General features: G+C 66.6%; 23 protein-coding genes. 10 read left to right on the top strand and 13 right to left on the bottom strand.

The annotated features are described in order from the left end of the window. Position 1: 1 nt before the first annotated feature. The 3 genes from BMZ21_RS24815 to BMZ21_RS24805 all read right to left on the bottom strand — a co-directional run bounded on the left by BMZ21_RS24815 (position 2) and on the right by BMZ21_RS24805 (position 2,709). On the bottom strand, positions 2–1,249 hold the full coding sequence (locus BMZ21_RS24815; protein ID WP_091841073.1) for an NAD(P)/FAD-dependent oxidoreductase: 1,248 nt from the start codon (positions 1,247–1,249) through the stop codon (positions 2–4). A 188-nt stretch (positions 1,250–1,437) separates the two neighbouring features. Then, positions 1,438–1,644: an arginine deiminase-related protein gene (locus BMZ21_RS24810; protein ID WP_143079805.1), complete on the bottom strand. Its 207-nt coding sequence runs from the start codon at positions 1,642–1,644 to the stop codon at positions 1,438–1,440. Between the two features lie 12 nt (positions 1,645–1,656). Then, on the bottom strand, positions 1,657–2,709 hold the full coding sequence (locus tag BMZ21_RS24805; protein ID WP_091841071.1) for an ornithine cyclodeaminase: 1,053 nt from the start codon (positions 2,707–2,709) through the stop codon (positions 1,657–1,659). 139 nt (positions 2,710–2,848) lie between these two features. On the opposite strand from BMZ21_RS24805, the gene BMZ21_RS24800 reads away from it, so the two are divergent. The 4 genes from BMZ21_RS24800 to rpe all read left to right on the top strand — a co-directional run bounded on the left by BMZ21_RS24800 (position 2,849) and on the right by rpe (position 5,854). Continuing rightward, positions 2,849–3,292 carry an Lrp/AsnC family transcriptional regulator gene (locus tag BMZ21_RS24800; RefSeq protein WP_091841068.1) on the top strand — a complete coding sequence of 148 codons (444 nt, stop codon included), beginning with the start codon at positions 2,849–2,851 and terminating at the stop codon, positions 3,290–3,292. 105 nt (positions 3,293–3,397) lie between these two features. Then, positions 3,398–4,396, top strand: a complete 999-nt coding sequence (locus tag BMZ21_RS24795; protein WP_091841065.1) for a hypothetical protein — start codon at positions 3,398–3,400, stop codon at positions 4,394–4,396. 47 nt (positions 4,397–4,443) lie between these two features. Beyond that, on the top strand, positions 4,444–5,121 hold the full coding sequence (locus BMZ21_RS24790; protein ID WP_244543995.1) for a glutathione S-transferase family protein: 678 nt from the start codon (positions 4,444–4,446) through the stop codon (positions 5,119–5,121). A gap of 52 nt (positions 5,122–5,173) precedes the next feature. Next, the gene (rpe, locus tag BMZ21_RS24785) at positions 5,174–5,854 is read left to right on the top strand and encodes a ribulose-phosphate 3-epimerase (protein ID WP_091841063.1); all 681 of its coding nucleotides are present in this window, start codon (positions 5,174–5,176) and stop codon (positions 5,852–5,854) included. A gap of 126 nt (positions 5,855–5,980) precedes the next feature. Here rpe and BMZ21_RS24780 read toward each other — a convergent pair whose 3' ends face one another. Beyond that, the gene (locus BMZ21_RS24780) at positions 5,981–6,331 is read right to left on the bottom strand and encodes a DUF1428 domain-containing protein (RefSeq protein ID WP_091841060.1); all 351 of its coding nucleotides are present in this window, start codon (positions 6,329–6,331) and stop codon (positions 5,981–5,983) included. A gap of 181 nt (positions 6,332–6,512) precedes the next feature. Between BMZ21_RS24780 and purB the strand changes: the two genes are divergently transcribed. Together purB and BMZ21_RS24770 are read left to right on the top strand one after the other, a co-directional pair. Beyond that, complete coding sequence (gene purB / locus BMZ21_RS24775; RefSeq protein ID WP_091841058.1) at positions 6,513–7,820, top strand: adenylosuccinate lyase; 1,308 nt, start codon at positions 6,513–6,515, stop codon at positions 7,818–7,820. A gap of 43 nt (positions 7,821–7,863) precedes the next feature. Further along, complete coding sequence (locus BMZ21_RS24770; protein WP_091841056.1) at positions 7,864–8,424, top strand: RBBP9/YdeN family alpha/beta hydrolase; 561 nt, start codon at positions 7,864–7,866, stop codon at positions 8,422–8,424. 51 nt (positions 8,425–8,475) lie between these two features. Here the strand turns inward: BMZ21_RS24770 and BMZ21_RS24765 are convergent, their stop codons facing one another. The 8 genes from BMZ21_RS24765 to BMZ21_RS24730 form a co-directional block, all read right to left on the bottom strand. Next, positions 8,476–9,570, bottom strand: a complete 1,095-nt coding sequence (locus BMZ21_RS24765) for a GGDEF domain-containing protein (protein ID WP_091841054.1) — start codon at positions 9,568–9,570, stop codon at positions 8,476–8,478. A gap of 113 nt (positions 9,571–9,683) precedes the next feature. Continuing rightward, positions 9,684–10,334 (bottom strand): glutathione S-transferase family protein, encoded by a 651-nt coding sequence (locus BMZ21_RS24760; RefSeq protein ID WP_091841052.1) that lies wholly within the window; start codon positions 10,332–10,334, stop codon positions 9,684–9,686. Between the two features lie 190 nt (positions 10,335–10,524). Then, entirely contained in the window at positions 10,525–11,640 is a 1,116-nt protein-coding gene (locus tag BMZ21_RS24755) for a branched-chain amino acid ABC transporter substrate-binding protein (RefSeq protein WP_091841050.1), read from the bottom strand. Positions 11,641–11,786: 146 nt separating this feature from the next. Continuing rightward, positions 11,787–12,140: a DUF6867 family protein gene (locus tag BMZ21_RS24750; protein WP_091841347.1), complete on the bottom strand. Its 354-nt coding sequence runs from the start codon at positions 12,138–12,140 to the stop codon at positions 11,787–11,789. A gap of 28 nt (positions 12,141–12,168) precedes the next feature. Beyond that, positions 12,169–12,900: an ABC transporter ATP-binding protein gene (locus BMZ21_RS24745; protein WP_091841047.1), complete on the bottom strand. Its 732-nt coding sequence runs from the start codon at positions 12,898–12,900 to the stop codon at positions 12,169–12,171. Beyond that, on the bottom strand, positions 12,897–13,733 hold the full coding sequence (locus BMZ21_RS24740) for an ABC transporter ATP-binding protein (RefSeq protein ID WP_091841044.1): 837 nt from the start codon (positions 13,731–13,733) through the stop codon (positions 12,897–12,899). The genes BMZ21_RS24745 and BMZ21_RS24740 overlap by 4 nt, the downstream gene beginning before the upstream one ends. Then, a complete protein-coding gene (gene livM, locus BMZ21_RS24735; RefSeq protein ID WP_091841041.1) occupies positions 13,733–15,115 on the bottom strand; it encodes a high-affinity branched-chain amino acid ABC transporter permease LivM in 1,383 nt (460 codons plus the stop codon). Before livM ends, BMZ21_RS24740 begins: the two co-directional genes overlap by 1 nt. Before the next feature lie 5 nt (positions 15,116–15,120). Beyond that, positions 15,121–16,038 carry a branched-chain amino acid ABC transporter permease gene (locus BMZ21_RS24730; RefSeq protein ID WP_091841039.1) on the bottom strand — a complete coding sequence of 306 codons (918 nt, stop codon included), beginning with the start codon at positions 16,036–16,038 and terminating at the stop codon, positions 15,121–15,123. A 412-nt stretch (positions 16,039–16,450) separates the two neighbouring features. On the opposite strand from BMZ21_RS24730, the gene BMZ21_RS24725 reads away from it, so the two are divergent. The 4 genes from BMZ21_RS24725 (at position 16,451) to BMZ21_RS24710 (ending at position 23,425) form a co-directional block, all read left to right on the top strand. Continuing rightward, entirely contained in the window at positions 16,451–17,593 is a 1,143-nt protein-coding gene (locus BMZ21_RS24725; RefSeq protein ID WP_167561739.1) for a dipeptidase, read from the top strand. A gap of 134 nt (positions 17,594–17,727) precedes the next feature. Next, the gene (locus tag BMZ21_RS24720; protein ID WP_143079792.1) at positions 17,728–20,244 is read left to right on the top strand and encodes a methyl-accepting chemotaxis protein; all 2,517 of its coding nucleotides are present in this window, start codon (positions 17,728–17,730) and stop codon (positions 20,242–20,244) included. 126 nt (positions 20,245–20,370) lie between these two features. Then, on the top strand, positions 20,371–22,548 hold the full coding sequence (locus BMZ21_RS24715) for a methyl-accepting chemotaxis protein (RefSeq protein ID WP_091841032.1): 2,178 nt from the start codon (positions 20,371–20,373) through the stop codon (positions 22,546–22,548). Between the two features lie 76 nt (positions 22,549–22,624). Further along, complete coding sequence (locus BMZ21_RS24710) at positions 22,625–23,425, top strand: RNA methyltransferase (protein ID WP_091841029.1); 801 nt, start codon at positions 22,625–22,627, stop codon at positions 23,423–23,425. Positions 23,426–23,699: 274 nt separating this feature from the next. Here the strand turns inward: BMZ21_RS24710 and BMZ21_RS24705 are convergent, their stop codons facing one another. Next, positions 23,700–25,967 carry a TonB-dependent hemoglobin/transferrin/lactoferrin family receptor gene (locus BMZ21_RS24705; RefSeq protein WP_091841027.1) on the bottom strand — a complete coding sequence of 756 codons (2,268 nt, stop codon included), beginning with the start codon at positions 25,965–25,967 and terminating at the stop codon, positions 23,700–23,702. Between the last annotated feature and the right edge of the window lie 235 nt (positions 25,968–26,202).

Raw genomic sequence — 26,202 nt, 5'->3', positions numbered from 1 at the left:
TTCAGCCGAACCGCGCCGGCGCGAACGGCGTGGGATCGACGAAGACCTTCTGGCCGCTCACCATCTCGGCGACCATGCGGCCGGTCACCGCTGCCAGCGTCAGCCCGTGATGGGCGTGGCCGAAGGAGAACCACAGGTTCCTGTGCTTCGGCGCCGGACCGATGATCGGCATCATGTCCGGCGTGCACGGCCGATTGCCGAGCCAGGGCTCGGCGTCGAGCCGCTCGCCCAGCGGGAATAGGGTCTTAGCGATCGGCTCGGCCCGGGCGAGCTGCACCGGCGTCTTCGGCGCGCCGCGATTGGCGAATTCGGCGCCGGTGGTGAGGCGCACGCCCTGGCGCATCGGCGCCAGGAAATAGCCGCGCTCGGTGTCGAGCACCGGATGATTCAGCACGGCGTTGCCGAGCGGCTTGTAATGCATGTGATAGCCGCGCTTGACCGCCAGCGGCAGACGGTAGCCGAGCCGGTTCGTCAGCACGTCGGCCCAGGGGCCGAGCGCCACGATCGCGTCCATGCCGAGCGCCTTGGTGCCATCGGCCAGTGTCACGCTCCAGCGATCGCCGTCCTGCGCGAGCGTGCCGGCATCGCCCTGGGCGAAGCGCCCGCCGAGCTTTTCGAACAGCGCCAGATAGGCCTTGGACAGGCCGAGCGGGTCGATCACCGTCACCGGATCGGTCCAATGCAGGCCGCCGATCAGGCTCTGGTCGAGATGCGGCTCCTCGGCCCGCAAGGCCGCAACGTCGAGTGCGCGATGGTTCAAGCCGTAATCGCGCTTCCAGCGTTCGGCCTCGGCGAGCCGTTCATCCTGCTGCGCTTGCGTGCGGAAGACCTTCATCCAGCCCTTGCGGCGCAGGAGATCGGTCGCGCCGGCTTCCTGCGCCAGCGCGTCGTGCTCGGTGACACAATGCTCGATCAGGGTCGCGTATTTATGGGCGATCGCCTCGTGCTGCGAGGCGCGCGAATGCATCCAGTACGACCACAGGAAGGGGGCGAGCTTGGGGATCGCGTTCCAATGGTAGTGCGCATCGATGGTGTTGTTCATCGCATAGCGGATGAGCGCGCCGAAATCATGCGGGAAGCCGTAGGGGTAGACGCCTTCGCGCTGGATCAGGCCGGCATTGCCGTAGCTGGTCTCACCGCCGGGCTGACCGCGATCGACCAGCAGCACCGAGCGGCCTGCCTTTTGCAGATGCAGCGCCACCGAAATCCCGACGATGCCCGCCCCAACAACGATCGCGTCCGTACGCATCGGCCCTGTCTCCGCCAGCCTTCCCCGCCAGCAAGAATAGCGCCAGCCGCAGCGCTGTCAGCCATTTCGTTGAATGTTGCGGATAAACCGGCAAAATTTCGCAGCTTCTGCCGCACTTGTCGCAGTGCAGCGACCCGAGTGGGAATCCAAGCTGATCCTGCGCAATTTTCTGCACAGGCTTGCACTCGTCATTCCGATGACGGGAAAGAACGCGGATTCAGATGCACTCCGGCGATCGTACAGCGGGTCGAACCACCGGCCCGCTCGATCGTCGGGAGCGCGAGCGGCAGCGGCCGCGCACTCTCGCCGATGATGCGGAGCTGTTCGGAGGTCAAAGCGGAAAAGGCCATCGTCGGGAAGGCGAGGACGCGCCCGTTCCGGCCCTGGAGCTCGATCGCATTGGAAGGTCAGTCGGCAGCGCGCTGCAGCATGCCGAAGAGATCGCGCGGCTCGTCGGGATCGGCGATCATGTCGAGGTTCTGGTAGAGGTCCGTGCCGGCGATGCGCTCGCGCAGATAGCGCAGCGCCGAGAAGTCCTCGATCGCGAAGCCGACGCTGTCGAACAGCGTGATCTGCGTGGGATCGCGCCGGCCCGGCGCCTGCCCGGTGACGACGCGCCAGAGCTCGGTGATCGGATAATCCTTGTCCATCTGCTGGATCTCGCCCTCGATCCAGGTTTGTGGCGGGTATTCGACGAAGGTGTCGGCGCGCAGCAGGATGTCGCGGTGGAGTTCGGTCTTGCCCGGGCAGTCGCCGCCGATGGCGTTGAGGTGGACGCCGCGCCCGACCATGTTGTCGGTCAGGATCGTCGCGAACTGCTTGTCGGCGGTGCAGGTGGTGATGATCTCAGCCCCCTCGACGGCTGCTTGCGCGGTGCCGCAGGCGGTGACCGACAGCCCGCTCCCCTGCAGGTTGCGCCGCGTCTTCTCGGTGGCGGCGGGATCGATGTCGTAGAGCCTGACCGCCTCGATGCCGATGACCGCCTTCATCGCCAGCGCCTGGAACTCGGCTTGCGCGCCATTGCCGATCATCGCCATGGTGCGGGCGCCCTTCGGCGCCAGGTACCGGGCCGCCATGGCGGAGGTGGCGGCGGTGCGCAGCGCGGTCAGCAGCGTCATCTCGGTGAGCAGGACTGGATAGCCGCTGGCGACCTCGGCCAGCAGGCCGAAGGCAGTGACCGTCTGCAAGCCGGAGGCGACGTTCTTGGGATGACCGTTGACGTATTTGCAGCCGTAGATCGTGCCGTCCGAAGTCGGCATCAGCTCGATCACGCCGTCGCGCGAATGGCTGGCGATGCGCGGTGTCTTGTCGAAGCTCTCCCAGCGCCGGAAATCCTCCTCGATGCGGTCAGTGAGCTCGCGCAGCATTGTCTCGATGCCGACCCGATGGACGAGGCGCATCATGTTGTCGACGCTGACGAACGGCACCATCGCCTTCGCGGAGGGAGGTAATGCGGTCATCGGCAGTGCCAGGTCCCGTGCTGTTGAGAGGCGATTCTACAGCTGGCGGCATGTTGGCCGAAAGATCAGAACTGTGTTATTTTCGACAATCAATTGAACAGATTGCTTACCTGAATTGCTCTTTCGGTCAGGAGCCTCGATGGTCGCAGAGATCGCCAAATATGTCCCCGACACGCTCGATCGCGCGTTGATCACGCATCTGCGGGCCGATGGCCGGGCCTCGCTCTCCAAGCTTGCGATCGTGCTGGGGGTCGCCCGCGGCACCGTCCAGAACCGGCTGGAACGGCTGCTCGAGACGGGAACGCTGCTCGGCTTCACCGCCCGCGTCCGCGACGACTACGATGAGAATGCCGTGCATGCGGTGATGATGGTCGAGGTCGTCGGCAAGTCGACGACGCAGGTCATCCGCAAGCTGCGCGGGCTGCCGGAGGTCTATACGCTGCACACCACCAACGGCAATTGGGACCTGGTCGCCAATATCCGCGCCGGCAGCCTCGCCGAGTTCGACAGGGTCCTGCGCGAGGTGCGGATGATCGACGGTGTCGCGAACAGCGAAACCAGCCTGTTGCTGAGCAGCGTCTAGAGCAATTCCGAGCGAAGTGGACGCCGGTTTGTGGCCACGGTCGCGCACTGACGACGTACCGCCCTGCGCCGCCCCCAGATGACGCCGCCCTTCGGATCGGCCAGTGTGGCGCCCCGTTTCGCTTCTCCGGTCTCGATGCTCGCCGCCCTCGCCTCCGCCCTCGCTCTGCTCGGCCGCTACGGCACGCAGGGCTTCGCGCTCTCGATCTTCCTTGGCCTCGCTCTGCCGCAATTCTCCGCGGCGGCGCGCCCGCTCCTGCCGATCACGATCTTCTGCTTCACCACCGTCGTGTTCATGCGCGCCGACCTGCGCGTCATCGGCGGCCTGGTGCGCCGGCCGGCCAAGCTGGTCGTGACCTGCCTCTGGCTGCTGTTCGTCCCCGCGCTGCTGATCGCCGCAGCCCTCGCTGTGCTCGGGCGCGAGGCGCTCGACCCCGGCCTTCTGCTCGGCATCGCTATCATGGGCGCGGCGCCGCCGATCATGTCGTCGCCTGCGGTCGCCATCCTCTACGGCTTCGAGCCTTCGCTGATCATCGCAGGGGTGATCGTCACCACCATCGTGAGCCCGATCATTGCGCCGTTCCTGGTGGACTGGCTGGCGGGGGCCGCCGTCCCGCTCGACCGGCTGGCGCTGGCCCTGCGGCTCGTCATGTTCATCGGCGGCGGCATGGCCGTCGCCTTCGCGATAAGGCGTTGGCTCGGGGCGGAGCGCATCCGGGAGCTCAAGCCCAATCTCGATGGCTTCGGCGTGCTGATGTATTTCGTCTTCGCCATCGCGGCGATGGACGGAGTGACCAAAGCGGCAATGGACCGGCCGGGCCAGGTCGCGCTGTTCCTGGCCGTCGCCTTCCTGGTCTCCGCGGTCGGCCTCGCCAGCGCCTGGCTCGCCTTGCGCCGCTTCCCGATCTCCGAGCGCTTCATGATCGGCTACGGCACCGGGCAGCGGAACATGGGCCTGCTGGTTGCGGCGCTCGGCGCCGGCGTGCCGCCGACCACCTATCTGTATTTCGCGCTGGCCCAGTTCCCGATCTATCTGCTGCCCTGGCTGCTGCGCGGTGTCGCAGCGCGGATCAGGCGCAGGGAAGCCCCTGCTGACGCGAGCTGACTGCAAGCTTTGTCAGAGTTCCGGCAAGCAAAACCGGAGTTCCTGTTATGATCACGCTCTATTCGGGGCCGCTCAGCCTGTTCTCGCGCAAGGTCGAGATCGCGCTGCGCGAGAAAGGTCTAGCTTTCGAGCGCATCATGGTGCCGTTCAACCAGACGACCGGCTACGACCCCAAGCATCCCGAAGTCGTCGCTCTCAACCCCAAGCGGCAGGTCCCGGTGCTGAACGATGACGGAATCGTGCTCTACGATTCCACGATAATCCTCGAATATCTCGAAGACGCCTATCCTGAGCCGCCGCTCTTGCCGGTCTGCCCCGGCGCCCGCGCCCGCTGCCGGCTCGACGAGCTCTATGCCGACGAGATCATGCTGCAGGCGCTGAAGCCGCTGATGCACCGCACCAGCCCGCCGAGCAGCGACCAGACCAGGCGCCTCGCTCAGGAAGCCGATGCGCTGATCGCCGAGCACGCCCTGGAAAAGCACTATGCCGAGCTCGAAGACCGGCTCGCCGGCCGCGAGTTCTTCGGCGATGCCGTCTCGGTGGCGGATATCGCCCTGTTCATGAGCGTGCTGTTCTCGCTTCGGCTCGGCGGCCCCTCGCTCGCGCCGTTCGACGGCCTGTCACGCTGGTTTGAGCGGCTGAAGCTGCGTCCCGCCTTCACCCAGGCCGCCGTCGAGATCGCCGAGGCCGACCGACGCCTGTCGTTTCCGCTGAAGCGGGCCTGACGGCAGCCTTTCGCGATTGCGAGAGCAGCAGCGCGGCGCTAGACCACGCCGCATGAGCACGATCCGCATCGCCCCTTCCATTCTCTCCGCCGACTTCGCCAAGCTCGGCGAGGAGGTCCGCGCCGTCGACGAGGCCGGCGCCGACTGGATCCATTGCGACGTGATGGACGGGCATTTCGTGCCCAACATCACCTTCGGCCCCGACGTGCTGAAGGCGATCCGCCCGCATACGAGGAAGTTCTTCGACGTCCATCTGATGATCGCGCCGGTCGATCCCTACATCGAGGCCTTCGCCAAGGCCGGCGCCGACCTGATCTCCTTCCATGTCGAGGCCGGCGCGCATCCGCACCGGACGCTGCAGGCGATCAAGGCCCAGGGCAAGCAGGCCGGCATCGTGCTCAACCCGGGCACGCCGGCGAGCGCGGCCGAGCCGCTGATCGGCGATGTCGACCTGATCCTGCTGATGACGGTCAACCCCGGCTTCGGCGGCCAGAGCTTCATCCATTCGGTGGTCGAGAAGATCGCGCAGGTGCGCGCCTTGATCGGCGAGCGGCCGATCGCGCTCGAGATCGACGGCGGCGTCACACCGGAGACGGCGCCGCTCTGTATCAAGGCCGGCGCCGATACGCTGGTCGCCGGCTCGGCGGTGTTCAAGGGCGGCCCCTCGGCCTATGCCGGCAACATCGCCGCCATCCGCAAGGCGGCGGAGGCGGCGCGCGGCGACTGGGTCTGATAGTGGCCACGCGTCATGCTCGGGCTTGCCCCGAGCATCTCAAGCCGAAAGAGGCTCCAGCCGGCGCCTTCTCGTCATGAGATTCTCGGGTCTGCGCTACGCTCCGCCCGAGAATGACGGCGTCTTCTACAAATCAATACCGGCGAAGCCGCCATAGATCATCCGGGCACCGTCGAAGGGCATCGGGTTGGCGCCCGGCGCCATGCGGGGATCCTCCATCATCTTCTGCCAGGCGGCGTCGCGCGCCTCCTTGCTTGGCCATTCGACCCAGGCGAAGACCACGACCTCGTCCTCCTTGGCCGCGACGGCGCGATAGAAGTCGGTCTGCTTGCCGTGCTGGACATCGTCGCCCCAGTTCTCGGCGACCCGCGTCGCGCCGAATTCCTTGAAGATCGGCGCCATCTTCCGGGCGTGCTCGGCATAAGCGTCGCGATTGGCGGCAGGCACGGCCGCAACGAAACCATCGACATAGGACATCGGTCTTTTCCTCCTTGGGTCTGTCGGCGCTCCAAATCCGAAGAGCGTCCCGCCCAGCCGGCGCGGACGCTAGGCAGGACGGGGGTCCGAAGCTGTCAGCAGCGGGCCTGCGGCATTCCGTCGGCGGCCCGTCCGTGCTAGCGAGCCGGCGAGCCTTTCATCGTCACGTCGCGAGCCCGCTATGATCCCCCGTTATTCCCGCCCCGAGATGGTCGCGATCTGGGAGCCGCAGACGCGCTTCCGCATCTGGTTCGAGATCGAGGCGCACGCCACCGACAAGCTCGCCGAGCTCGGCGTCGTGCCCAAGGAAGCGGCGGCGACGATCTGGGCCAAGGCCAGGGACGCCACCTTCGACGTCGCCCGCATCGACGAGATCGAGCGCGTCACCAAGCATGACGTCATCGCCTTCCTGACCCATCTCGCCGAGATCGTCGGCCCCGAGGCGCGCTTCGTCCACCAGGGCATGACCTCCTCGGATGTGCTCGACACCACGCTCTCGGTGCAGTTGGCGCGCGCCACCGACATCCTGATCGCCGATGTCGACGCCCTGCTCGCCGCCATCAGGCGCCGCGCCTTCGAGCACAAGCTGACCCCGACCATCGGCCGCTCGCACGGCATCCATGCCGAGCCGGTGACCTTCGGCCTGAAGCTCGCCCAGGCCTATGCCGAGTTCGACCGCTGCCGCGCCCGGCTGGTCGCCGCCCGCGCCGAGATCGCGACCTGCGCCATCTCCGGCGCCGTCGGCACCTTCGCCAATATCGACCCGCAGGTTGAGGAATACGTCGCGCAGAAGATGGGGCTGACGCCCGAGCCGGTCTCGACCCAGGTCATCCCGCGCGACCGCCACGCCATGTTCTTCGCCACGCTCGGCGTCGTGGCCTCCAGCGTCGAGCGCCTCGCCACCGAGATCCGCCATCTCCAGCGCACCGAGGTCTACGAGGCGGAGGAGTATTTCTCGCCGGGCCAGAAGGGCTCCTCGGCGATGCCGCACAAGCGCAACCCCGTCCTGACCGAGAACCTGACCGGCCTCGCCCGGCTGGTGCGCGGCATGGTGACGCCTGCGCTGGAGAACGTCGCGCTCTGGCACGAGCGCGACATCTCGCATTCCAGCGTCGAACGCATGATCGGCCCCGATGCGACTGTGACGCTCGATTTCGCGCTGGCCCGCCTCACCGGCGTCGTCGACAAGCTGCTGATCTATCCGCAGAACATGAGGAAGAACCTCGACAAGCTCGGCGGCCTGCACAATTCGCAGCGCGTCCTGCTCGCTCTGACTCAGGCCGGCGCCAGCCGCGAGGACAGCTACTCCATGGTCCAGCGCAATGCGATGCGCACCTGGGAGCATGGCGAGGATTTCCTCACAAACCTCAAGGCCGACAAGGACGTCACCGCCAAGCTCTCCGTGGCGCAGTTGGAGGCGATGTTCGACGAAGGCTATCACTTCAAGCACGTCGACACGATCTTCCGCCGGGTGTTCGGGGAAGCGTGAGGCGCCTGCTGGATTTCACGGAACCGAGCGCTATCTAGCGGCTATGAAAACCTCCGACACCGACATCCTGATTGTCCCCGGCTGGTCGGGCTCCGGCCCCGACCATTGGCAGAGCCGTTGGGAAGCCAAGCTGCCCACCGCCCGCCGCGTCGAGCAGGAGGACTGGTACAAGCCGACCCGCGACGGCTGGGCAAACCGCATCGTCGCCGCCGTGCGCGCCGCGACGAAGCCCGTCGTCATCGTCGCCCATTCGGCCGGCTGCAGCGCCGTCGCGCATGCGGCCGAGCATCTGAAACCGCATGAGGTCGCCGGCGCCTTCCTGGTCGCCCCGGCCTCCGAGCGCGCCAAGCGCGCCATCCCCGGCATGGCCGACGATTTCAGCGCGATCCCGCAAAAGCCCCTGCCCTTCCGCTCGGTGCTGATCGCCAGCGCGACCGACCCCTATTGCACGCCGGACGAGGCCAGGGCGTTGGCCGAAGCCTGGGGCTCGGAGTTCGTGGATGCCGGCGACAGCGGCCATATCAACACCGAATCCGGCCATGGTCCCTGGCCGGACGGGCTGCTGCGCTTCGCCGGCTTCATGAAGAACCTGACCGCGATCTGATCGACGCAGGGCTGTGCTGGCCGTCAAAGGAGCGAGCCTCGCTCCTCAGGTTCAGGCGGCTCTGGCAAAGACCGCCTGGCCCTTGCCCGCCGCCTTGGCAGAATACAGCGCGCGGTCTGCCGCCTCCTTGACCTGCTGTCCATCGACGGCGTGCCCGATCTCCACGACCTCGAAGCCGATCGAGATCCCGACGATCGCCGGCGCGCCAAGCACGGCGTAGGGTAGCCCGACCAGCGCCACCGCCCGATCGGCAATCGCTTTCACCGCAGCCGTGTCGGCGGTGGGCAAGATCGCGGCAAATTCGTCCCCGCCGAGGCGTGCCAGCAGGTCGCCAGTCCTCAGCATGCCGGACAACCGTGCCGCGACCTGGTGCAGAAGTTCGTCGCCGGCGGCGTGGCCCAGGCGATCGTTCACCGCCTTGAAGCCATCGAGATCGAGCAGCAGCAAAGCGAAGCCCCCGGTGGCTGAAGCCTCGGCGAGCGCCTCGTCGAAAGCGCGCCTGTTGGCGAGGCCGGTCAGGGGATCTCGTCTTGCCGCAGCCTCGAGTTCCCGTTCTGCGATGAGAAGCGCCTCGACCTGGCCGACGATATGGCGCGACGACTCGAAGATCGAAAACAGGTAGAGCGCGAACAATGCGGCAATGCCGATCCGGACCGGATCGGCAGACAGAAGAAGCATCACGATCAACACGGTCAACGCGATGGTCGAAAGCGTTGCGCAGAGCCAGTAGCGCAAGGTCCGCGCGCAGGAGCCGGCCGTCAGCGCCATCGTCAGGCCGACCGCGAGGATTTCACCATTGGTCCAGCCGGCAGCGAAGACCCTGACGGTCAGAAGGGCAATGCCGACCGTGAACGCGAGGGCCGGAAGCGAATAGGCACGCTCCCAGCGCCGCGCCTGCTCCAGCGTCATCGGTTTCGGCGCCCAGCGCCGATAGGCCAGAATGCCAGCGATGCGTGCGACGCTCGTCGCGATCGCGACGCCCAGGATCGCCCACGTCCAGGCATCGCCGGTTTCCCAGGCGATGAAAATCGTCCCGGCGACGAAACAGGTGGTTACGAAGCCGATCTGGGGCAGAGCGTTGAACAGACGAGAAATGATCTCGGCTTCGACCGCTGCCGGCAGGGGATGACTCTGCTTGTTGAACATCGCGCTCCCACGTCTCGAGGGCTCGATACTCGACAGACGTTAAGAACCCGGCTTCGATTTAGCTTCAAATCCCGCACCGGCAGAGCCGCGCGACGTCCCGTCCCAGCGCTGCTTCAACCCGCCGATGAGGCCGCGAACACTGCTCGCTGAGCCTCGAAAGCGCGCTGGTAAGCCGGCCGCGCCTCGGCGCGGGCGACATAGGCGGCAAGGTTCGGCCGCTCCTCCAGCAGGCCCAAACCCTGCAGCCGGCGCAGCACCGTCACCATCAGGAGATCCCCCGCACTGAATGCACCGTCGAGCCAATCCGCATCGCCGAGATGGCTGGAGAGGCCCTCTAGCCGCTTGCGTATGATCTCGTCGAGGGCGCTCAGGCGCTCCTCGTACCAGGGCTTGTCGCGCTCGAGGATCCTGACCAGGCTGCGGTCGAAGATCGGCGGCTCCAGCGTGTTGAGCGCCGCGAACATCCACATGATCGCCCGCGCCCGGGCCTTCGCCTCGTCCGGCAGCAGGCCGGGACCGCGCTCCGCGACATGAAGCACGATCGCCCCCGACTCGAACAGGGTGAGCTCGCCGTCCTCATAGGTCGGAATCTGCCCGAAGGGCTGAATCGCGAGATGCGCGGGCTCCTTCATCGTCTTGAACGACAGCAGCCGGACCTCGTAGGGCTGGCCGGCCTCCTCAAGCGCCCAACGCACGCGCATATCGCGCGCCAGGCCATTGCCCCGGTCGGGCGAGCGTTCAAAGGCGGTGATTGTGACGGTCATCGGCAGGCTCCCACGGACTGCTTGACGGGCTTGGCATCCAAAGGACGAAAAGCCATCGCGGGTCCCGACAATCCGCGCGTTCTTTTTCTGCTTCGTGGCCCCGTGATCCGATGGAAGGCAGCCCTAAAAAAACCCGCCCCGGATCGCTCCGGAGCGGGCTCGTCTCATGCCTTGCGGCGATCAGCGCCGATCAGTTCTCGACGTAGCCGATCTTGCCGTCGGCACCCTTCTTCCAGGTGTAGACGGTGTAGTCCGGGCGGGTGATGTCGCCCTTCTTGTCGAAGCCGATCTTGCCGATGACCGTGTCGACCGGCTGGCCGCCGTGGAGCGCCGCAGCGATCTTCTTGGGATCGACCGAGTTCGCGCGCTTGGCGCCTTCGGCCATGATCTGGACAGCGGCGTAGCTGTACAGCGTGTAGGCTTCCGGCTTGAACTTGCGGGCCTCGAACTTCTTCAGGACCGCAGCCGCCTCGGGACGCTTCTGCGGATCCGGCGGGAAGGTCATCAGCGTGCCTTCGACGCCCGGGCCGCCAATCGTGGCGAACTCGTCGGTGGTGATGCCGTCGCCGGAGATCATAACGGTCTTCAGGCCCTGGTCGCGCATCTGGCGCACGATCAGGCCGCCCTCGGTGTGCAGGCCACCCCAGTAGAGGTAGTCGGCACCCGTCGACTTCAGCTTCGAGATCAGCGCCGAGAAGTCCTTCTCGCCGGCGTTGACGCCTTCATAGAGCACGTCCTTGACGCCGGCCTTGGTCAGGCCCTTGCGGGTCTCGTCGGCGAGGCCCTGGCCATAGGTCGTCTTGTCGTGGACGATGGCGATCTTCTTGCCCTTGAGATTCTTGGCAATGTACTCGGCCGCCACCGAGCCCTGCTGATCGTCACGACCGCAGGTGCGGAACACGTTCCACAGCCCGCGCTCGGTGATCTTCGGGTTGGTCGCCGACGGGCTGATCATCAGGATGCCGTTCTCGGCATAGACTTCCGACGCCGGCATGGTGACGCCCGAGTTGAAGTGGCCGAGCACCAACTTGACGCCGTCGCCGACGAACTTGTTGGCGACGGAGACGCCCTGCTTCGGATCCGAGACGTCGTCACCGACCACGACCTGGATCTTCTGGCCGAGGATGCCGCCGGCCGCGTTGATGTCTTCGGCAGCCTGTTCCGCCCCGTTCTTCAGCTGCGCGCCGAAGGCCGCATTCGGCCCCGTGATCGGGCCGCCGACGCCAAGCTTGATCTGTGCGTTCGCTACGCCCGAAAAGGCGAGGACCGCGCCAAGGGCAATACCGCCCAAGAGCAGCTTCTTCATGCGTTGTGACTCCCCTGTGAGTATATTACGGGTCGGCCTAGCCGTCCCGTCTCGGCGCGTGGTGCCACCGGAATGCGCAGTCTTGCGCTTTTTCGAGGTGCTGTCACGCGGCAAGCCCGGTGAACTTTCGTGGTGTTTGCGCGGCGTCAGGAGCTCTCGCGAGCCCTCCAGCTGAAGGGCCCGGTGCGCTCGTAGAGCCAGCGATACTGCGTCGTCATCTGCCGTGCCCGGTTGTAGCGCCAGCCTGCGACGGCGAAGGCGAACAGGACCAGCGTGTCGACGATGTAGTAGTGCAGCGTCAGCAGCGTCGCCTCGAACAAAGCGAAATGGATGAAGCGGATCACCAGCCCGAGGATCAGCGTGTAGAAGACGAGCTGGACCGGCGGGCGCCAGGTGATCGCTACTGCCCGGCCGGCCATCCAGGCGGCCCAGCCGCCCATCACCACCGTCACTAGCAGGAAGAGCCAGATGGTCGGCTCCTCGTAGAGAATGCCCTGCATCATCGTGCTCCGTTCAAGCTCGCGGCGCTCAATGCCGTCCGCCTTCGAGATAGGCCGCCCGCACCTGCGGATTGGCGAGCAGCTCCTTGCCGGAGCCGCTCATGGTGATGACGCCGTTGACCATGACATAGCCGCGATGGGCGAGCTTGAGCGCATGGAAGGCGTTCTGCTCGACCAGGAACACGGTCAGCCCCTGGCTGCGGTTGAGCTCCTTGATCGCCTCGAAGATCTGCTTGACGATCAGCGGGGCGAGGCCGAGCGAGGGCTCGTCGAGCATCAGGAGCTTCGGCCGCGCCATCAGCGCGCGGGCGATCGCGACCATCTGCTGCTCGCCGCCCGAGAGCGTGCCGCCGCGCTGCTGCAGCCGCTCCTTCACGCGCGGAAAGAGCGCGCAGATCTTCTCGAGATCCTCGTCGAAATGCTGCATGCCGGCGACGGCCGCACCCATCTGCAGGTTCTCGAACACCGTCATGCGCGGGAAGATGCGGCGGCCTTCCGGCGATTGCGCGATGCCGAGGCGCGAGATCTGATGGCTCGGCATCTTGGTGATGTCGCGCCCCTCATAGGTGATGGTACCTTCGCGCGCCTGCGGAGTGCCGAAGATCGTCATCATCAGCGTCGACTTGCCCGCGCCGTTGGCACCGATCATGGTCACGATCTCGCCCTGGCGGACGTCGACGTCGACGCCCTTCAGCGCGATGATCTTGCCGTAATAGGTCTTGACGCCGCGGACGGAGAGAAGCGCCCCTGCTTCGCTCATAGGCCGACCTCCGCTTCCACCGCCTCGACCTCTTCGTCGTCGACGCCGAGATAGGCCGCGATCACCTTCGGATCGGCCTGGACTTCGGCCGGCGTGCCGTCCGCGATCTTGGTGCCGTAGTCGAGCACCACGACATGATCAGAGATTTCCATCACCACCGACATGTCGTGTTCGATCAGGAGCAGCGCCGTGCCGTGGTCCTTGCGGATCGACAGGAGCAGATTGTTGAGGTCGAGGCTCTCGCGCGGGTTGAGGCCCGCGGCCGGCTCGTCGAGGCAGAGCAGCACAGGATCGGTGCACATCGCCCGGGCGATCTCGAGGCGCCGCTGATCGCCATAGGGCAGGTCGGCGGCCGGGTCGTCGGCGCGATCGATCAGATTGATCTTCTCCAGCCAGAATTTGGCCTTCTCGATCGCTTCCTTCTCGCGCGCCTTGTAGCCGCCGATGCCGAGCACGCCGAGGAAGGTGAAGCCCGAGGCGATCATCAGCGGGTTGTGCTGCGCGACCAGCAGGTTCTCCAGCACCGTCATGCCGCCGAACAGGCGGATGTTCTGGAAGGTGCGGGCGACCTTGGCCTTCCAGGCGATGCGGAAGTCCGGCATGCGCTCGAGCAGATAGCTGTCCCCGCTGTCCTGCGTCAGCGTCATCATGCCTTCGGTCGGCTTGTAGAAGCCGGTGATGCAGTTGAACACCGTGGTCTTGCCGGCGCCGTTGGGGCCGATCAGCGCGGTGATGTCGCCTTTGCGGGCCTCGAAGGAGAGGTCGTTGACGGCGGTCAGGCCGCCGAAGCGCATGGTGACATGCTCGACCTGAAGAAGCGGCTTGGTCGTCATCAGCCGTGCCCCTCCTGGACCATGTCCGCCGAGATGACCTTCTTCTCCTTGAGGAAGGCGGTCGGCTCGCGGGTCGAGATCAGCCCGCGCGGCTTCCAGATCATGATCACCACCATGGCGAAGCCGAAGATCAGCATGCGGTACTTGGTCGGGTCGAAATCGGGACCGAAGATCTGCTTCAGCCAGTCGAGTTCGCGCAAGAGCTCGGTGCCGCCGATCATCGCGATCGCGGCGATGGCGCAGCCCCAGAGCGAGCCCATGCCGCCGAGCACGACGATGGCGAGGATCACCGCCGATTCCATGAAGACGAAGGATTCAGGGGAGATGAAGCCCTGCCGCGCCGCGAAGAACGAGCCGGCGAAACCGCCGAACATGGCGCCAAGCGAGAAGGCCGTCAGCTTGGTATTGGTGGTGTTGATGCCGAGCGAGCGGCAGGCGATCTCGTCCTCGCGCAGCGCCTCCCAGGCGCGCCCGACCGGCAGACGGCGCAGGCGCAGGCTGACGTAGGCGGTGAGCAGCGCCAGGCACAGAATGACATAGTAGAGGAAGATCGTCCGGTAGAGCGGCGAGAATTCGAGCCCGAATACCGCCGCGAAGCCGTCATCGCCGGCCGTGAACGGTATCCCGAAGAAGCTCGGCCGCGGGATGCCGGAGATGCCGGCATAGCCGTTCGAGAAGTCCGTCCAGTTGATCAGGACGAGGCGGATGATCTCGCCGAAGGCCAGCGTCACGATGGCGAGATAATCGCCGCGCAGCCGCAGCACGGGGAAGCCGAGCAGCATGCCCCAGAAGGCGGCGAGGATGCCGGAGAGCGGCAGCAGGATCCAGAAGGACAGGCCGAAATTCTTGGCGAGCAGCGCGTAGGAATAGGCGCCGACCGCATAGAAGGCGACATAGCCGAGGTCGAGCAGGCCGGCGAGGCCGACGACGATGTTCAGCCCCCAGCCGAGCATGACGTAGATCAGGATCTGGACGCCGAAATTGTCGATCCATTTCAGCGCCCCGCCCCAGCCCGCGAGGGTGATCGCGATGATCGGGAAGGTGAGCAGGAAGCCCAGGCCGAACACCGAGAAGATTCGCGAATGGCGCTGGAAGAAGCCGATCGTGCCATGCGGCAGCAGCCGCACCGCCGACTTGCCTTCACCTCGCTTCTGCTGGCGCAGCGCCATCAGGAAGCGGCCGACGAAGATGATTGCCACGGCCCAGGCCACCGCGTCCCAACGCGGATCGAGCACGAGCTGGTTGTCGAGATTCTGGCGCGTGCCCCAGGCGATGATCGGAATGCACAGGCCGAAGGTGACCAGCGCCGCGAAGGCCGCCTCCTTCAATGCCTTCATCATGTCAGCCTGGCGCTTGGCCGGGGTCGATGCCTCTCCTGCCATGAGCGTCAGACCTTCTCGACTTCCGGCCGGCCGAGGATGCCGGAGGGCATGAACACGAGGACGACCGCGAGGATGCAGAAGGCGGCGACGTCCTTGTAGTCGATGGTGAAATAGGCCGACCACATCACCTCGATCAGGCCGATCAGCAGCCCGCCGAGCACCGCGCCGGGCAATGAGCCGATGCCGCCCAGCACGGCCGCGGTGAAGGCCTTGACGCCGGGCGTGAAGCCGTCGGCGAAGTTCACGACACCGTAGAGCACGAGGTACATGACGCCGGCGACCGCCGCGAGCGCCGCGCCCATCACGAAGGTGATCGAGATCGTGCGATCGACGTCCACGCCAAGCAGCGAAGCCATCTTGCGGTCCTGCTCGCAGGCGCGCTGGGCCCGGCCGAGCGGCGTCTTCTGCACCAGGTACCAGAAGGCTGCGAGCAGCACGATCGTGGTCACGATGATGACGATCTGCTTGTAGGAGATCGAGACTGGATAGGTCGCGCTGTCGATCAGCAGGATCGACTGGTTCAGCATCGGCGGGGTCGGCTTGTTGCGCGGCCCCTGCACGACCTGGACGAAGTTCATCAGGAAGATCGACATGCCGATCGCCGAGATCAGCGGCGCCAGGCGGAACGAACCGCGCAGCGGCCTGTAGGCGACGCGCTCGATCGTCCAGTTCCACAGCGAGGTGAAGAACATCGCAAGGATCAGGACGAAGATCAGCGCCAGCACGATCAGGCCGGCCCCGAACCAGGCCGAGATCAGCATGAAGAAGATCAACGCGATGAACGCCGACAGCATGAAGACGTCGCCATGCGCGAAGTTCACCATGCCGATGATGCCGAAGACCATCGTGTAGCCGATGGCGATGAGGCCGTAGATTGACCCCAGGGTCAGCCCGTTGATGAGCTGCTGGACGAATACTTCCATTGAACGACGCCTAACCCCTCGAATCAGTTACCCGTTCTTTTTTGCGCGATATGATACCGGCGCATGCGGGATGCGATTACGGCGCAGAGCTACCAACCGTCTGCGCGCTCGACAATCACTCCGCGCCACATTTCTGTCAAAAGCAATCTGCGTCACATTGCATATGCAATAGGCAGCCAATGCTGCGGCCCTGCGCGCATTCGGCGCAAGATGATTGCTCGGCATGCAGTACACGATCCTGCGATACCGGCCCCTTATGGTCCCGATGTCGCACCACCCCAGCGCGAGATACCGGAATGGCGGCTTCGATCGCATTCAAGGCATGCGCTTTTGGCCTCGCGCCGGTGACCGGGCGCTGCCACGATCACCCCTTGCGAATCCCGCTTCCCGAAACCTGCTTCCCAGGTGCGCCATGGTCCTCGCCGCCGCTCCCGTCACCGATGCCGCCTATGACATGGCGCTCGCTTTGCTCGACCGCGTCCCGCTGATCGACGGCCACAACGACCTTCCCTATGTCGTGCGGCTCGACCGGACGGCGAAGGGCGATCTCTCCGCCTATGACCTTGGCAAGGTTCATCCCGAGACCGACACCGACATCCCGCGCATGCAGGCCGGCAAGCTCGCCGGGCAGTTCTTCGCGGCCTATGTCCCGCCGAATCACCCCAAGCCCGCCGGCTTCGCGCTGGCGCAAATCGCGCTGATGCGCCGGATCTGGGAGCGCCATGCCGATGTCTTCAGGCCGGGCCTGTCGGCCGACGACGTCGAGGCCGCCAGGAAGGAAGGCCGCATCGCCCTGTTCATGACGATCGAGAACGGCTCGGCGCTCGACAACGAGCTCGACGCGCTCGACGCCTATTGGGATCTCGGCGTCCGGCTGATGACGCTCTGCCACAACGACACTCATGACTGGTGCGACTCGGCCACAGACGCCCCGCGCCACAACGGGCTCGCCGCCTTCGGCAAGGAAGTCATCGGCCGGATGAACCGGCTCGGCATGATCGTCGACCTCGCCCATGTCTCGCCCAAGGTGATGCACGACGTGCTCGACGTCAGCACGGCCCCGGTGGTCTGGTCGCATTCCAACGCCTTCTCGCTCTGCGACCACCCGCGCAACGTCCCGGACGATGTGCTTGACCGGGTCGCAGGGAACGACGGGCTGGTGATGGCGACCTTCGTGCCCGACTTCATCAGCCAGGCCTCGCGCGACTGGCATCGTCCGGCCAAGGATCAGTACGGCAAGACGCCGGACGGGCTCGACTACAAGAAGGCCGAGGCCGAGATCGTCCGCACCGCCGGCCCCCGCCCGAAGGCGACGCTGGCTGAATACTGCGACCATGTCGAATACCTCGCCAAGCGGATCGGCAACGACCATGTCGGTATCGGCTCCGATTTCTTCGGCGGCCTCAATCCCGAGGGCCTCGAGGATGCCTCGACTTTCCCGCGCGTGATCGCCGAGCTGATCCGGCGCGGCTGGTCGGATGAGAACCTCGCCAAGCTCGCCGGTGGCAACATGCTCCGGGTGATGCGCTCGGTCGCGAGCGCTGCCGCGCGCTGAGCGCGGCAATCGGCAAGGCCGAAATGAGGCAAAATTTTAAAGGTATGCTGGCAACGCTGCCGGACCCGACATTGCGAACGGGGGCGGAGCGCTAACTCCTCCCTGTCCGCGCCAGAACAGCCCGGACAGTGCCAGTGAATCTTTTCCCCGCTTCGATCAGGAACTACCTCGTCGCCACCATGGCCTGCCTGTGCGTGCCCGGCCTCGGCGCGCTAGCCTTTCTCGCCGGGCAGGCCGTCGATGACGTCCTGACCAGCAGGCGGCTCGTCGAGCTCGTCGCCGCCGACGAAGCCCTCCTCAACGCCGGCAACACGATCCGCTCCAATCGCGGCCAGGCCCAGACCGCGATCCAGGTCGCCGACGATCCGGCGCCGACGCTGAAGAAGATCGAGCAGGCCAATCGCGACGCGCTCGCCAGCGCCATGACCCTGCTGCGCAGCACCGATCTCGCCGACCGCAAGGCGCTCGCCGACGCGATCGACCAGAAGGAGAAGGCGACTGCCGCCAAGCTGCCGGAGATGTACGCCGAGGCTGGCAAGCCGAAGGCGCAGCGCAGCCTTGCGGCGACGATGCCCTGGTACAACGGCGTCGGCGATATCGAGACCGCAATGACGACGGCCTCCGACGCGACCTCGACCGCAGTCCGCATGTCCGATCCGGCGCTCGCCGACCTGCAGAACTTCAAGGCGGCCGGCTGGCGCGTGCGTTCGAGCTACGGCACGCAGTGCTCGCTGCTCCGCCCCGTCTTCGGCAGCAACAAGCCGATGGACGCCGCGCAGCTGCGTCGGCTCGGCGAGATGCGCGGCGCGTCCGACTCCAGCGTCGCGCAGCTGACCCAGCTGGCGGCGCGCCCGGGCGTCAGCCCAGAGCTTGTGCGCAAGGTCGGCGCCATGAACAGCGAGGTCACCGCCGCCAACCGCCTGATGGACGAGCAGCTCGGCCGCGTCGGCCAGGGCAGCAGCCCGGTCGTCGGCGCCGAGGACTGGACCAAGCAGTGCAACGGCCCGTTCAACACCATCCTCGCGGCCGTAGGCCAGTCCTTCGACGAGATGGAGAACGTGACCCGGGCGACGCTGACGCGGGCCTGGACCCGGCTCGCGATCACCGGCGGCCTCTTCCTCGCCCTGCTCGCCATCTGCGTCGTGAGCTGGCGCGGCGTGCAGCGCCGCATCGCCCGGCCGCTGGTCCAGCTGCAGACCGCCTTGGCCGGCATGCAGGCCGGTGACTTCGCCCAGAAGATCCCGGCCCCGCCCTGCCCCGACGAGATCGGCACGCTGAGCGGCGCGCTCGAGGACTATCGCCAGAACGCGCTCGCGCTCGAAACCAACCGGCGCGACCGCGAGGTTGCCATGCTGGCCGACGCCGAGCAGGCGGCCAAGGTCCGCACCCTCGTCGGCGAGGTCGCAGGCATCGTCGCGGCGGCCCGCGCCGGCGATTTCTCCGGCCAGGCCGAGGCCGGCGATGTCGAGGGCCCGCTGCGCGAGCTGGTCGAGGGCGTCAACGAGATCAACGCCGTCGTCGATGCCGCGACCACCGAGTTCGCCGATGCGATGCAGTCGCTCGCCGCCGGCGACCTCACCCATCGCGTGACGACCGGCTATCGCGGCCGCTTCGCCGCGCTGCAGGAGGCGATCAACCAGACCGCCGAGCGGCTCTCGACCACGATGCGGACGATCCAGGCCAACGCCTCCGATGTCGGCCTCTCCGCCCGCGAGATATCGACCGGCGCTGACGATCTCTCCAAGCGCACCGAGGAGCAGGCCTCGTCGCTGGAGGAGAGCGCTGCGACCACCGAGGAGCTCGCCGCCTCGGTCAAGGCATCCGCGCAGTCTTCGCAGCAGGCCGTACGCCAGGCCGGCCAGGCGATGCAGGTCGCACAGGATGGCGGCGTGATCGCCGGCGAGGCGGTCGCCGCCATGGCCCGGATCGAGGAGGCCTCGAAGAAGATCTCCGAGATCGTCTCGGTGATCGACGGCATCGCCTTCCAGACAAACCTGCTGGCGCTCAACGCCGCGGTCGAGGCCGCCCGCGCCGGCGACGCCGGCAAGGGCTTCGCGGTCGTCGCCTCCGAGGTCCGCACCCTCGCCCAGCGCTCCGGCGAGGCGGCCAAGGACATCTCCGGCCTGATCTCCTCCTCGAACAATGAGGTCGAGGCCGGCGTGAAGCTGGTCCGTCAGGCCGGCGATGCCCTGACCCGCATCGTCGAAGCCTCGCGCGGCGTCCAGACCACCATCTCCGAGGTCGCGACCGCCTCGGCCGAACAGGCGAACGGCATCGAGGAGATGAGCCAGACCGTCGCGCATATGGACGAGATGACCCAGGCCAACGCCGCGCTCGCCGAGCAGAGCGCCGCCTCGGCCAATGCGCTCGCCGGCAAGATCGCCGAGCTCAATGCACTGGTCGCGACGTTCAGGACCGGCGACGAGCTTGCGCCGGCTGCCAGGGCACCGGCCGCGGCCGCTCCCTATGCGCCCCCGCCCCTGCGCACCGCCGACCTCGCGGCGATCGCCACCGGCCAGGGCGCTGAGCCGCAGCGGCTGCGCAAACTCGCGGCTGCGATCGCCGAACAGAAAAAGGCAGCGCCGCGCCAGGCTCCCGCCCGCAGGCAGGTCAATACCCGCTCGGACGAGTCCGGCTGGGAAGAGTTCTGAGGCACGCAGGCCGTCTCATAGAAAAAGCGGGCGCAGCCGCGAGGCCGCGCCCGTCTTCGTTTAGGGGAACATTAAGCCTGTTTTGGCAGGCTCTCGCCCGATCTCGACAGGCGTGAGGGCATTGCGTTGTCTACCGAACACTCGCGCTCGGCCGCATCGCGCCTGACGATCCAGTTCCGGATCGCGCTGGTCAGCGTCGTCTTCGTTCTCGGCCTCGTGCTGATCGGCGCCGCATCCTGGACCGGCAGCGGCCGGCTTACCGCCGCCTTCGAGGATTACAAGGCCTATTCCGCCCTCGCCGCCCGCTCGCGCGAGGTGCGTGCTGCGAGCTTCGCGCTGAAAGCGCAGAGCCGCGATGTCCGCTTCCGCCAGGAAGCCACCGATCTCAAGGACTTCGGCACCGGTCTTGAATCACTGAAGGAGGCGATCGCGCGCCTCGGCAACGCCAATGGCGCCGAGCGCGTGCGCGACAGCATCGCCGCGCTCGATACGCCGATGAAGGCGATCGAAGCCGATTTCCAGGCGATCAGCACGATGCAGCTCGCCCTCCGCTCGGCTGCTCCGGACGGTCTCGCCGCCAGGCTGGAAGACGCCGCCGAGGCTCTGGAGACCAAGGTCCGATCCAACAGCATGGGCTCTGATTCGCCCGACCTTGCGCGCCTTCCCGGCATCCTCGCGGCCCTGCGCCGCATCGACGCCGCCTATCGACTCTCCCTCGACGAGAGCCTGCTCGGGCAATGGGAGGTCGAGCAGGGCCGCTTCGAGCGCGCGCTCGGCCGCCAGGGCGTTCCAGCCGAAGCCAAGGCCGAGATCGAGCCGGCCTTCAAGGCCTATGCCGAGATCGTTCCCGCCTGGAGCAAGGCCGAGAAGGACTTCATGCTTGCCGGCGAGAAGCTCTCCGGCGAATTCGACCTGATCGCGCCGCCGCTGCAGGAGCTCGAAACCCGGCTCTCTACGGAGGAGGCCCAGGCGGGCGCCCGCCTCGCCGAAGCGCAGCGCTGGACGCAAGGGATCATCCTGGGGACGATCGCGGCCGCGCTGGTGCTCGGGCTGATCGCCGCCTACATCGTCGGCCGCACCACCGCCGTACCGCTGCGCCGCCTGCGCGATGCCATGCTGAAGCTCGCCGCCGGCGACTACGAGGTCGCGATTTCCGGCCTGTCGCGCCGCGACGAGATCGGCCAGATGGCGCAGGCCGTGCAGGTGTTCAAGGATAACGGGCTTGCCGTGCAGCGGCTGGAGGCCGAGACAAGCGAGGGCCGGGCCGCAGCCGAGCGCCAGAACCTCGCCATTGCGCGGCAGCGCGAGGAGGCCGCCGCGGCGCAAGGCTCGCTGCTCGCCGAGCAGCGCGAAGTCGTCGCCTTGCTGGCCGATGCGCTCGCCCGTCTCTCGCAGGGCGACCTCACCGTGCGGATCGAGGATGCCGTCGCGCCCGACTACGAGACGCTGAAGCAGGACTTCAACAGCGCGATCGAGCGCCTCGCCGCCACCGTCGACGCGATCAAGGCGACCTCGGCCGAGGTCGCGATTGCCGGCCGCGAGATCACCAGCGGCGCCGACGATCTCTCCAAGCGCACCGAGGAACAGGCCTCCTCGCTGGAGGAGAGCGCCGCCACGACCGAGGAGCTCGCCGCCTCGGTCAAGGCCGCGGCCGACGCCTCGCGCCAGGCCGCCAATCTTTCCCACGAGGCGAGCGGCATCGCCCGCAAGGGCGGCGCCATCGTCGACGACGCGGTCCAGGCGATGACCCGGATCGAGGACGCCTCGAAGAAGATCTCCGACATCACCTCAGTCATCGACGAGATCGCCTTCCAGACCAATCTGCTGGCGCTAAATGCCGCGGTCGAAGCCGCCCGCGCCGGCGATGCCGGCAAGGGCTTCGCCGTCGTCGCCAGCGAGGTGCGCACCCTCGCCCAGCGTTCGGCGGACGCCGCCAAGAGCATTTCCGCGCTGATCAAGGCCTCGAACACGCAAGTAAGCGACGGCGTCGAGCTGGTGCGCTCGGCCGGCGCCGTGCTCGGCCAGATCGTCGAGGCCTCGCAACGCGTCGCGACGACGGTCACCGAGGTCTCCTCGGCCTCGTCCGAGCAGGCCAGCGGAATCGACGAAATGAGCCAGACCATTGCCCATATGGACGAGATGACCCAGGCGAACGCCGCGCTCGCCGAGCAGAGCGCCGCGTCGGCCACGGCGCTGGGGCAGCAGATCGAGCGGTTGAACAGCCTGGTTGCGGCCTTCCGGACCCATGACAGCGGCCGGGGCGGCCCGGTCGTCGACTTCTCCCGCGAGCGCCGCCGCGCCTGATCCCGGCGAAGCGGTTGACGGGAGCGGCACAGCCGGCGCATGGCTGCGCGCTCTTTCAGGACGCAGCCTTGATCACATGACCGGTTCCGGCACCGACCGCACACGCCCGTCCATCGCGGGACAGGCCCCCATCGTCATCCTCGTCGAACCGCAGCTCGCGGAGAATATCGGCATGTGCGCCCGCGCCATGGCGAATTTCGGCCTGACCGAGCTGCGGCTGGTAGCGCCGCGCGACGGCTGGCCGAGCGGCGGCGGCCTGAAGAAGGGCGCGACGGCGGCTGCCTCCGGCGCCACCCATATCCTCGACAATGCCCGGCTCTTCCCCGATGCCGCCGCGGCGATCGCCGACCTCAACCATGTGCTGGCGACGACGGCGCGCGAGCGCGGCCAGATGAAGCGTGTCGTCACGCCGGCCGAGGCGATGCCCGGCCTCTCCGAGCGCATCGGCACAGGAGAACGCGTCGGCATCCTGTTCGGGCGCGAGCGCATCGGGCTGACCAATGAGGAGATCAGCTTCGCCGACGCGATCCTGACCTTTCCGGTCAACCCCGCCTTCGCCTCGCTCAACCTGGCGCAGGCCGTGCTGCTCTGCGGCTATGAATGGCTGAAGGCGAGTGGCGGCGAGCCGCCCTTCCGCGAGAACAACCCCTCCCCGCCGGCAAGCCGCGCTACCGTCCTGTCGATGTTCGACTATCTCGAAGGCGAGCTCGATCGCTGCGGTTTCTTTCCACCCGGCAAGAAGCCGATCATGACCGCCAATCTGCGCGACATCCTGCACCGGCTCGACATGACCGAGCAGGAGGCACGGACCTTGCGCGGCGTGTTCAAATCATTGGCCGAGGGACCGAGAGCCGGCCGCAGCGAGCCGAAAGCCTGATCATCCTATGGCTCCGCCGCCGCAGGTCCTGCGGCGGCGCAAGCGGGCTGACTTTCCACCGAACCACTGTCGTCATCCTGGGCGAGGACCGAATGTCGATGTGCCGGCATCGGACGGATCCACGACGATGATCCGCTCCGATCCCATGCCATTGCGAGCCACTCTCTCCCCGATCGAGGCATTCGCTGCTTCGGAAGTCTTGATTCAACTTGCCCGACGAAAAAAGGCCGGCCCCGAAGGACCGGCCTAAGTCAGGCCTCGAAACCTCCGACGCTCAGAACTGGTATTTGAGCGTCGCCTTCACGGTGCGGCCGGGCTCGCTGTAGTAGTCGCGCGGCTGCGGGCGGGAGAGCGGCACGTTGGCGGCATCCCAGTACTTGCGGTCGAAGATGTTGTAGACGCCGATCTGCAATTCGAGGTCGGCGATCTCCGGCATCGGGCGCCACCAGGCCGACGCGTTGAAGATCGTATAGCCCGGTGCCTTGAAGCCGGTTCCAGCCTGGACCGTCGAGACGTCGTCGCGCTTGCCGGCCATCTTTGCCGAGACCTCGGCGCCCCAGCGATCCGTGCCGTAGGCGATGGCGACGATGCCCTGCATCGGCGGGATCGAATTCAGGAAGATGTCGTCGGTCTTGTTGCGGCCGCGGGTATAGGCGAACGAGCCGCGCACCAGCCAGTTCGGCGCGAAACCGTATTGCCCGTTGACCTCGACGCCCTGGATCTCGGCGCGCGGGATGTTGCGCAGGCCGACGATGCCGCCCTGCGGGTAAAGCCCGCCCACGCCCGCGGCCTGCTGCTGGTACTGCTCGATATAGTTGCGGTAGCTGGTGTGGAAATAGGTGATCGAGCCGCCGAGCTGCTTGTCGCCGAAGCGCAGCCCGACATCCACGCCATTGCCCTCCTCCGGACGCAGGAGCGGATTGCCGGCGCGCAGATAGGTGCTTGGTCCGCCGAACCGGCCATAGAGCTCATCTGCCGTCGGCGCGCGGAAGCTCTTGGCCCATTGCGCGAACACGGTGACATCCTTCACCCAAGGCGCGTTCTTCAGGATGTCGTATTCCAGCCTGATGCGCGGCGACCAGGCCGAGTCGCTCGAGGACGGCGGCAGGCCGACCGGGCGCGAGCCGCCGGCCGAATAGGCCGGCGTCGACTGCGGCTTCTCCTCATACCAGTCGAAGCGCACGCCGGGCGTGACGCGCAGGCGGTTTTCAAGCAGGCCGATCTCGTCCTGGACGTAGACGCCGACGAGCCGCCCATCGATGTCGGGCTGGTCCGACTGGTTGGTGAAGAGGTTGTTGCAGGTGGTGAACGCCCCCGTATAGGAGCCGCTCGCCGGCCGCGCCGGGCAGTTGTCCACGCCGGAGGAATACTGCTTCAGCGACGACATGCGAAGCTCGGTGCCGAGAAGGACGCGATGCGAGAGCCCGCCGGTCTGCAGGTTCTTGATGACGTGGCCATTGAAGCCGTAGGCGGTCTGCTCGTTCTCGTTGTCGCGGCCATAGGGCCCGACGATGCTGGTGTAGCGATAGGCGCTGACCAGGTCGTTGCGCTTCAGCCGCTGCCAGTAGAGATTGGCGTGCGCCTCGTCGATCAGGAGGCCGCCGGGCTGCTTGTAGTCATAGGTCAGCGAGACGCGGTTGCGCTCGACATCCTCGCCGGTCTGATAGGCGCCCGGGCGGAAATTGCCGGTCAGCGACACCGTGCTGGTCCGGGTCTGGATCCGGTCGGCGCGCTTGAAGAACTCGCCGGTGATGCCGAAGCGATGGGCTTCGCCGACTTGCTGGTAGATCTTGCCGAGGAAGCTGTACTGGTTGAAGTCGGCCGGGTTCGGCGCGGTGCGGGTCGCGCCGATCGACTTGTCATTGCCCTTGCTGTCGATCTCGTTGCCGTTGCGGAAACCGCCCTGCAGCAGCACTGAAGTGCCGCCCATGCGGGCCGCCGCGGCAGCGCTGCCGAACCAGGCCCGATCGGTGCTGTCATAGCCGGTCTTGGCGAGCGCGCCATAGGAGCGGCCATTGCGGATGATGTCCTCGGGGTCGAGCGTGCGCACCGCCAGCGCGCCGCCCAGCGCGCCGCCACCCAGCGTGGCGCCGCCGCTGCCGCCGCGCAGCAGGTCGAGCGAGGACAGCGAGTCGAAGTCGAAGGCGTTCGTGCCGGCGCGGTTGATGCGGGTGTCGATCAGGAAGGGCTGGCGGATGCCGTCGATCGTCGTCAGCACGCGCGCGCCGTCGAGGCCGCGAATGTTGAGCGAGCCGTTCTGGCGATTGAAGGTGATGCCCGCCTCGACCCGGTTCGACAGGTCCGTCAGGCTCTGCACCTGCTGGCGGTCGAGCTCGGCGCGCGTCGTCGTCGTGGTCGTCGGCCCTTGCAGCAGCGGCGCAGCCTCACGCTCGCCCTGCACGTTGATCTGGTCGAGCTGCAGCTGCTCGGTGGCCGCGGGCGGAGCGGAATTGCGTTGCTGCTGCGCCAGCGCCGGCGCTGCCGCCAGCATCAAGGCTCCAAGCGCTACGCCCCGGCGCAGCCCACTGCCATTCGTCCCCATCGCCCATGTCCTGTCGCTGAGAAGCAGATCGACCCGTCAAACTGACTTGCCAAGTCGAAATGCTTTTTATAATCCATGAAAACTAGGCCTTGCGCCTTACTTTCACCATCAGCGGTTATTAAAGCTCAATTTAACTGTCAATAGACTCGCGGTTGCGTGATAGATTACTTATTTATTGGAATTCTAAACTGAGTTTATCATTGGTCTAAACTGAAAGGCGGAGAGCGGCCGAGAC

This window comes from Allobosea lupini, from assembly GCF_900109525.1.
GTDB lineage: Bacteria > Pseudomonadota > Alphaproteobacteria > Rhizobiales > Beijerinckiaceae > Allobosea > Allobosea lupini.
The sequence above is the reverse complement of the archived record's forward strand: the minus strand, read 5'-3'. Positions and strand labels throughout refer to the sequence as shown.